Source organism: Alphaproteobacteria bacterium (assembly GCA_018063245.1).
Taxonomy (GTDB): Bacteria; Pseudomonadota; Alphaproteobacteria; order JAGPBS01; family JAGPBS01; genus JAGPBS01.
The window spans coordinates 1-6,876 of record JAGPBS010000072.1; the positions used below are offsets into that span (position 1 = coordinate 1).

At 39.7% G+C, this 6,876-nt stretch carries 8 protein-coding genes; 1 reads left to right on the forward strand and 7 read right to left on the reverse strand.

From position 1 onward, the window contains the following. The 7 genes from KBF71_08540 to KBF71_08570 all read right to left on the reverse strand — a co-directional run. On the reverse strand, window positions 1–627 hold a 627-nt coding region (locus tag KBF71_08540), incomplete at its 3' end, for a hypothetical protein (GenBank protein ID MBP9878359.1). Window positions 628–705: 78 nt separating this feature from the next. After that, complete coding sequence (locus KBF71_08545; GenBank protein ID MBP9878360.1) at window positions 706–1,944, reverse strand: type II toxin-antitoxin system HipA family toxin; 1,239 nt, start codon at window positions 1,942–1,944, stop codon at window positions 706–708. Beyond that, a complete protein-coding gene (locus tag KBF71_08550; protein ID MBP9878361.1) occupies window positions 1,941–2,156 on the reverse strand; it encodes a helix-turn-helix transcriptional regulator in 216 nt (71 codons plus the stop codon). Before KBF71_08550 ends, KBF71_08545 begins: the two co-directional genes overlap by 4 nt. A gap of 115 nt (window positions 2,157–2,271) precedes the next feature. Continuing rightward, the gene (locus KBF71_08555) at window positions 2,272–3,213 is read right to left on the reverse strand and encodes an FkbM family methyltransferase (GenBank protein ID MBP9878362.1); all 942 of its coding nucleotides are present in this window, start codon (window positions 3,211–3,213) and stop codon (window positions 2,272–2,274) included. Then, window positions 3,204–4,058 (reverse strand): hypothetical protein, encoded by an 855-nt coding sequence (locus tag KBF71_08560; GenBank protein MBP9878363.1) that lies wholly within the window; start codon window positions 4,056–4,058, stop codon window positions 3,204–3,206. The genes KBF71_08555 and KBF71_08560 overlap by 10 nt, the downstream gene beginning before the upstream one ends. Window positions 4,059–4,142: 84 nt before the next feature. Further along, window positions 4,143–4,385 (reverse strand): BolA family transcriptional regulator, encoded by a 243-nt coding sequence (locus KBF71_08565; GenBank protein MBP9878364.1) that lies wholly within the window; start codon window positions 4,383–4,385, stop codon window positions 4,143–4,145. A gap of 280 nt (window positions 4,386–4,665) precedes the next feature. Continuing rightward, window positions 4,666–5,784: a hypothetical protein gene (locus KBF71_08570; GenBank protein MBP9878365.1), complete on the reverse strand. Its 1,119-nt coding sequence runs from the start codon at window positions 5,782–5,784 to the stop codon at window positions 4,666–4,668. A gap of 236 nt (window positions 5,785–6,020) precedes the next feature. Between KBF71_08570 and KBF71_08575 the strand changes: the two genes are divergently transcribed. Beyond that, on the forward strand, window positions 6,021–6,876 hold an 856-nt coding region (locus KBF71_08575), incomplete at its 3' end, for a hypothetical protein (GenBank protein ID MBP9878366.1).

Genomic DNA, 6,876 nt, shown 5'->3' on the forward strand with positions numbered 1-6,876 from the left:
AGCGGCGATTAGGGCTTTTTGCTCATCGTGATGCGTTGTGATTTTGCGTCTTTCACCCGTCTCTAAATTTAAAGACCAGAGATTGACAGACTGAACCTTGTGCTTGCTTGTTGTATGTGAATCAATCGTGCTGACTGTGATGACGAGGTAGTTTGGATTAAAGAGAGAGACAAGGTGGAGATTCCCTTCCTGTCCAATATCAATACAGTCAACTGCCGTCAGAGGAAAGGTGTAACTTCTGGTTTGTTCTTTTGACTCTAGGTTGTATAATTCAATTTCTTGCGTTTCTTTATTGTAAAAACAATAGTCTCTACCGTTTGGCGCTAAAGTGAAGAGAGTTTCATAATTAAATTTGAAAGAAGCCATATAGATCATGAGGCTTACATCAAGTTCATCACGGCGTAGGATGCCATGTGCATCCATCAGGCGCGCGTGCTTTTCTTTTTCAACGTAGAAAGCGCCTAGAAGACGATATTCAGTCAAAGGAATGCTGACGATAAAAGGATCGCTCTCAAAATCTTTTTTGAGGCGCGCTGCAATAAAATCAGAGGCAGTCTCAATAAATCTGTCGAAAGTAAGTGTAAAGCGATTAAATGCTGAAGTGGTGCCTAAATGAATCATTGTCATAAGAAAAATCCTTTAAATTAAATAAAAGTAGATAATTTATAATACATTATTAATAAATTGTCAAGTGATTTTAACAGATTAATCACTTAGTTTGGCTGATCTTTCTTGAATGATCGCTATAATATCATTAAATATCGGGGATGATATGCCTTTATGTGCCAAACTCTCTTTGAGCTCACATGCTGAATTGTATAATTCTTGGGTCATGGCATTTATTTGCTTTCTTAAATTCGCTTGTGCTGTTTTTGTATCAGAAACCAGTCGATAGAAATGTCTGAGATATATATCCTGAGGCTTATATTGACCACCAATCTTCATTGCCAGCTTTTGTGATAAATCAGGATAAATTGTTGTGCTCAATAAATCATAGGCAGGGGCTAGTTCTGGTTTTTCATTTTTGTAAAGGAGTGAAAAGTTTTTCCCATGGGCGTCAGCATTTCCGATGAGATAATTGAAGATGATCATATTTAGAAACTTAATTTGATCTGCAGCAGGTCTTACAGCGCAATTGACAATTAGATGTTGGCAGTGAGCGATGCTTGGCCCCCCTTCGCGTTCATATTTCATTTCAGGAGCAATCCCAGAGGCCTGGCAAAAATCTTCTTGATGAATACGTGTTACAGTGCTGTTTGAATGCAGGATGCGATCGTATCTCTCAACCAAATAATAGGGCGTATCATCAACGTAATGCAAGCTAACGTCAGGAACATCAATGCCAGCAATTTTTGCAAGTTTCATACAAAATAATTCATTATGAGCGCTATCTTTGACGTGCTCAATCATAGGCTTTAAAATATGAGTTGTTGGTCCGCCTCCTTTTATTAAAAGAACTTGTCCATTTGCAAAGCCAACTGCTAATTTATCTTGTGCGCCTGCCAGAGAAAGTCTATAACCATCCTCACCACCTAACATGGGGCGTCGCCGGATAAGATCCAAAATTTCTTTTAAACGGATGTTGTCAAGAGTCTCAACCTCTTGCTTTGAGTTCTCAGGTCTTTGATCCTGAGGATATAAAGCCAAGGCGCCTGCACAATCTCCGCCAATAGCTTCTAATAAAGAGAATGTATTTCGTTTCGAGAGGCCCAAATAGGCGGCTAGACGATCTCTGACACCTTCTTCGGGGAGGAGTCCTGAGAAAAATGTTTTAGCTGGTCCTTCCTCAAAAGGCTCGCTCTGTAAGGGTAATGATAATGAAATACCGGATTTTGCGCCTGTCAGAAATTGAGAGTCATAAGAAAAAGCAAGTGAGCCTCCTTTTCTTTGTTCGAGTGTTCCAACAAGTTGATTATTTAAATAGACATCGAGCATCGGGTTCATAATTTATGCCCACCTACTTGAAGGTCGAGGCCTAGCATGGCCATAACCATCATCACTTTTCCGATATGGCAAGATTCTTTGCCTTGTTCAAGTTCGCGCATAAAACGAAGGCCTACACCAGTTGTCGCCGCCAATTGCTCTTGTGTTAGGCCTTGCTCTTTGCGAGTCTCTCTCACAAGCCTTCCTAATTTTCTCATTTTTTCTTCAATCATAAAATCATCCCTTTCGGGGTTATTTTAACATAGTGATCGGTAAAGTCAACTAAATAATCCCGATCGGGGTGATTAACGATCACACTTGAGTTCAAGAGCATGAAGGCCTGATTGTTTAATACAGACTTTTCAGAGAGGAGATAATGGCTGATAGATCATCGTTACTTAGCTTTAAAATGTCTTTTCGTTTGATCATTAGCTCAATTGCACAGTCAGGTAGTCCATGTATAAAAAAGATATAAATCAATTTAATCATTTTATCTCTGCTTATATTAAATTCATGACGATTTTGATAATCAAGATCGGCAAGGTCTCTTATATAGAGAGCATCACCAAATCTTAATGCCCCTTTTTGGGTTTGTGCCATGAGTTCATAGACAAATGGAGCAGGAAGGGCCGAGCGTGAAAAGCGATTCATTTCAAGATCAAATAGCTTAAAGCCATTCATATTCATAAAATGGTTGATATTCGAAAGAATATTACTATTCTTTGAGATAATTCCATTTGGTTGAAACTCTATTTGGATACCGAGAACATTTTTTTGTTTTAAAGTGAGTTCGGATCCTCGAAGAACATTCAGATCTTCTCCATCAGTGTCAATTTTCATGAAGTCAATTGTATCGAGCTCGTTTGTTTTAAAGAATGAATCGATTGAATATTTTTTTTGGGAGTAACAGATATCTTCTCCTGAATTAAATACTTCTTTTTCGATGCTATAGTTTGCGCATTCCCATGCCTTAAATGCACTTGTTCTTTCCCACCAGCAATTATTAATGTTATTGTCTGGTTCTTTGATAATTTGATTTTCAGCACCAATAAAGGCCTCAACATATTGAATTTTTTTATTTTTTGATTCTGAATTGAGTCTTTTAATTTCGGTGATTAGAGGATCAAAACCGATTGCGGATAGGTCTTCGTCAAAATGATCGATCCAGTAATTTTCGATGCCGCCGCTGCAACCAACGTCGATCAAAGTGAAATTTGTCTCTAAACACAAATTATTTTTTGTAAGGATTTTTTTGTAATGTGTATCTTGAACGACTTGCTTCATTGGCATGTTATGATCCCCCGAATAAAGGATTTTATTTTTGATGTTGTTGTCGTTTTGGGGAACCATTTTTTCGGGTCTTTTTCGAACTTATTTATATAAATTGAGTAACTCAATTTCTTTCCATGGAGAGGTGGTGTTAAGTGATCAAGTAGTGCTGTCTTTTCAAGATCGTTTACTTTCAATGTCTTTTGATGATTTATGATGAGTTCAGCTGTGCAATCGCCAAAGTCATAAATATCCAGAAGACAAGCGAGTTTTATGAGGTGGTTTTTATCTGGGATGAAGTTAAATTTCTTTTCATAGTCTGTGTCCCCCAGATCTCGAAAGTAAAGAGCTGTAGCAGATTGAACAGGACCAGGTACTTGCTTATAGACATCATCTAAATTGTAGGAGAGAGTTTTTCGGGGTTCTTTTTGAATGTTCATATCAAATAAAATAAATCCGAGAGGTTTTAAAACGTGATCAATAGCTGAGTACTGATTGAAATCGTCGAGATCAGATTCAAAGAAGCTAAGATTAATTTCAATCCCTAGAGTACCCTTTGGGCCAATCATATCCTTTATGCTTGAGAGAAATCCGAGACCATGTTGTGCTGTATCTATTCTAATAAAGTCAACAGAAGGGAGTTCCCGAAGCCTATCGTTTGTTTGTTTTGCTATTGTTTCTGTGTATTGCATAGGCTCAGCTAGAGAGATCTCTTTATACTGATTACCAAATATTTTGCTCCAAGTTGAGGGGGTTTGAGATTGATCTCCCATAGTTACAAAATAAATATCGCCCATGAAGCTGAGCTGCTTCTTTTTGATCATTTGATAGAAACAGTTCTTCAAGTTATAGTCTTGTCTGATCATACGATACCTTTGGGCAGAATTGTTTGAAGAGTTACGTTGTTCCCTGAAAGTTAATGGAGTTTGAGTATGGTTGTCAATTATATTCTATGATTTTCCATCGCACTGGAGTTCAAGAGCATGAAGGCCTGTTTTGAACTCATCTTTGAGCAATGCCATCACCAATCTTTGGCATTCGACAGGCCTTTTGCCCTCAAAAGCATCGGATTTGATGTGAATTTGGTAGTGTGTTTCGCCAGTGCCGTCATCTCCGCTATGGCCATGATGCCTTGCTGAAACGTTTTTAATCTCACAAAGGCTTGGCTTTAAGGCAGAGAGTAGACTCTGCATGCGATCTTCACGTGACATGGTGGTGTACCTTTCTTGTAAATTGTATTCTTGGTTTGATTGGATTGTAAGTGAATGTTTGTGTCACTCAGAGGGCTCTTTTATCGTAGCGAAGCGGAGATGAACGAGTCCGTGGAGTCTCTGCAATTTATCAATAAAGATTGTGCTTGATTCTGTGTTGATGAGATTCCACGCCACCTCTTGAGGGGTTGGCTCTGAATGACGGATATGTATCTACAGAATAGTTATGGCGGTGCTGTTTGTTTTTGCGAAATCTTTCTTTCTATTCCTGGTTGACATCAAAAAACATAACTTTGCGCGCTGGTGTTGTTTCATAAGCCGCTAGATTATGTCCAAATCCTTCAGTCTTTGGCTCGGCCCGATTGTAACTCAGAATGCGCACTTTGCTGTTTTTACCATTGGATTCAAACCCTAAAACAAGGCCTGTGTGCGTTGCTTGTGCTGTTGTTCGTATTGTATAGATTTGCCCGGGTTTGATGTCGCGTTGAGGGTCTCGAATCCGTAAGGGCTTTAAAACCTTGCCAAGGCTCATGCCGGCGGGTGATTGGCACCACTCGATTGCTGGACTAAAGGATCTTTCAAAGGTGCCCTGGTAGAGATATTGCTGGTCCAGTGTTGTGGTATATAGACTTGAGCCAGTTAGTTTAGAGATAAAGGAGGAGCAATCTTCAGGTCCGCCTACTTTTCCGTTTGGATAGGCAGATTCACCTCGGTGTCCTCCATAAGCGTAACCACTGTGTGTATAGGTGAGTGCAAAACCAGATTGTATTTGAGACGTAAAGCTTGAGTCTTGGTGATAAATGCCTTTTGGGATAGGTACTTGGTGTACGAGATGTGATGTATGAAGATTTAAGCATTCAAGGTCATCAATTCTAGAAAAAACTTGGTCTTTCGTAGATGCCTGTAGGGCCAGATCACGCATTGTTAGAGCGATTTCGATGAAGGCAGTTTTGAGCGTTGTGCCTTTGGAATTGCCCCAAATGGTTGATTCTTCTCCAAGAAGGGTTGTATTTTCCCTATCAATTTGATATCCACTTGGCGCCATGCCATAGAAAAGGATGCCCAGGTTATCATCAAGTAAATCACGTGTGCGTTTTATGATATCTCTCATATGGAGTGTTTTAATGGAGTAGGGTACTTCATCTTTGGCGGGATTATGTCCGAGGGGGAATGACCTAAGATCTGGCTGAAGCCAATCAAAATAATCTTGGTCTTTTCTGGTTCTTTTTAAGAGCGCTTCTTTGAGTACATCAAAATCACAATTGTCACTATGGTGATTGATATATGTTGCCAGCATTCTCAACTCTTGAATGGTATTTTCGCGGAATGCTTGTTCAGCTTCGAATCCCCTTGCAACGAGAGAGTTTGGTAATAGGCTCATAGGACATCTCCTTTTTGGCTATTTGGAAGTACTTATTTTTACTTATTAGCGGACATCATTGCTCATTCTTCATCTCCTTTTAGCATTCTATCAGAGCCTTCAAGGAAGAAAAGATCTTTTTGCATATGTTTTTAAATAATTCATTGGATTTGTTTTTTGCCTATTATTTTGTGTTTTTTATAAATTATGATAAAATTAGTTAAAATTAAATGTAATTCATTTGAGGGGTTTTCTGAATGTCAAAAATATCTATTCCATTACCGAAAGTTTCGGATACATCCAGTCCACAAAAAAAGGCTCATCAGGCGAAAACTGCTCCTGCAGCAGCTTCCAAAAAAGTACCAATTGTTGCAAGTGAAGCTAAGCAATCAAAACCTATTCAGCAGCGAAGTACGAAAGTAAAAGAACCTAAGCAACCTGTTGCTCCTCCGCAGGCAAAGCAAGTAAAGGCTACTCCACCTGCAGCTTCGAAAAAAGCACCGGTTGTTAAGGGCGAGGTCAAGCAGTCAGCGCCAGCTCAGCAGAAAGGTGCGAAAAAGAAACAACCTAAGCAGCCAACGGCTCCTCAGCAAGCCAAACAAGCAAATCCGGCACCTCCTAAGGTGCCAGCAAAAGCAACACCTACACCTGTTGGAGTGCCTAAGATTTCTGATGTGCCAAAATTGCAGATGCCACCAGCTGTGAAAAAGCAGCCTTCTCCGGTTAAGAGCGCTCCACCTGCAGCTTCGAAAAAAGCACCGGTTGTCAAGGGCGAGGTCAAGCAGTCAGTTCCACCTCAGCAGAAAGGTAAAAAATCCAAGAAGCCAAAACAACCTAAACAGCCAACAGTTCCTCAACAAGCCAAACAAGTGAAGGTTGCTCCTCCTAAAGCGCCAGCAAAAGCAACGCTTACACCTGTTGCAGTGCCTAAAATTGTGAACGTACCAAAAAATACGTCACTAGAAGGGTTAGATGAGCTAGATCTTGGTTTTATGCCACTAGATCAATTGCAAGAAAAATTAAAACAACTGATTCAAGAGGTCCTGGCAGATCCATCTCATGAAAGTTTTATGCTCTATTTTTCATTTGAGAAAAGTGATTGGGAAGCCTTTG